A 1,155-nucleotide genomic window follows, 5' to 3' on the forward strand; every position below is an offset into this window, starting at 1 on the left:
GGCTCGTGCTGCTGTGCGCCGCCTCATTGGCCGGCGCGGCGCTCTGGCTGACGCTGCGGCCCCGGGCGCCGAAGCCGGCCCCGGCGCCGGCCGTGGCCTTGCAGCCGCTCGTGCCGCCGACGCGCCTGACCCCGGTCGAGGCGGACAAGCCGACCGATGCCGACACGCCCGCGGCGGCGGATGCCACGCCGGCACCCGCCGAGCCGGCCACCGTTGCACCGGCCGAGGCCGCACCGGCCATCCCCACCCCACCCACGCCCCCCGTGACATCGATGCCAACCGGCGGCGCGGTAGCTGCGTCTACCAGCGCGAAGCCGCCGGTCGATGCCATCGTGGCGGGCGCGACGAACCCCCGGGCCGCCTGCGGCGCGCGCGTCAATTTCGCGCTGCTGTACTGCATGCAGGCGCAATGTGCCAAGCCGCAGTTCGCGCGGCATGCGCAGTGCGACGAACTGCGTCGCGCCGGCGACGTCCAGTAGCACAAGCAGCACGGGCACATCGGGCCCCGGAACATCACAACTGGAACCGCGCACCTCCTGCCGTCACTCAGCGGGCGGGTCGGCGCAGGGCTGTCGACCGACTCACCCAGGGAGTTCGGCATGCGGCGGCTACAGCATCAGTTCAGGCAGGTTCCCCAGCACGCAGAGCGTGCGACGACACGCAGCGGCCGGCCGCACCGCTGGCACCGGCGTTTCGCCGCGCCGCCGGCGCTGAAGCGCCTGACTGCCCCGGCTCCCGCGTCGACGCCGGTGCTGACCGGCATCCACTACATGGCGATGCCCGATGCCGACAGCCGCGATGCCCTGCAGGCCCTGGTGATGGCATGGCGCCGGGCCGCCGACGCCTTCGGCGAATCGATGCTGCAGTACGCCGAGCGCCGGCTGTTCGCCGGGCCCCTCGCGCCGAAGCCGGTGCCCGGCACGCCGCCGCCCGCCGTGCGCGCCGTCTCGAGCGACGAGGTGCGGCAGTTCACGAGCCCGGTGGTGCGCATCGAGGTGCGTGCGCCCGACACGCTGGTGGCCCTCGGTGACCTGATGCTGCGCTGGTCGACGCTCGCCGAAGGCCGGGCCTGGAACTTCATCGCGATCGGCTGGCAGCGCATGCTGCTGCTGCAGGCGGCCTGAACGCGGGGATCGTCAGCCCTCGGCCGTGAAC

1 protein-coding gene and 1 pseudogene are annotated in these 1,155 nt (G+C 73.9%); both read left to right on the forward strand.

Annotated features, from left to right (window positions below):
- Nucleotides 1-479, forward strand: a pseudogene (locus AC1DXV_RS34890) (hypothetical protein); the annotation flags it as partial.
- 120 nt (nt 480-599) lie between these two features.
- Nucleotides 600-1,124 carry a hypothetical protein gene (locus tag AC1DXV_RS34895; protein WP_477874463.1) on the forward strand — a complete coding sequence of 175 codons (525 nt, stop codon included), beginning with the start codon at nt 600-602 and terminating at the stop codon, nt 1,122-1,124.
- Nucleotides 1,125-1,155: the final 31 nt, after the last annotated feature.

Source organism: Rhizobacter sp. P3_C12, assembly GCF_056402735.1.

Excerpts from the sequence above, each read along its gene's own strand:
- AC1DXV_RS34895 (WP_477874463.1), top strand. The coding sequence starts at position 600 with ATGCGGCGGCTACAGCATCAGTTCAGGCAGGTTCCCCAGCACGCAGAG.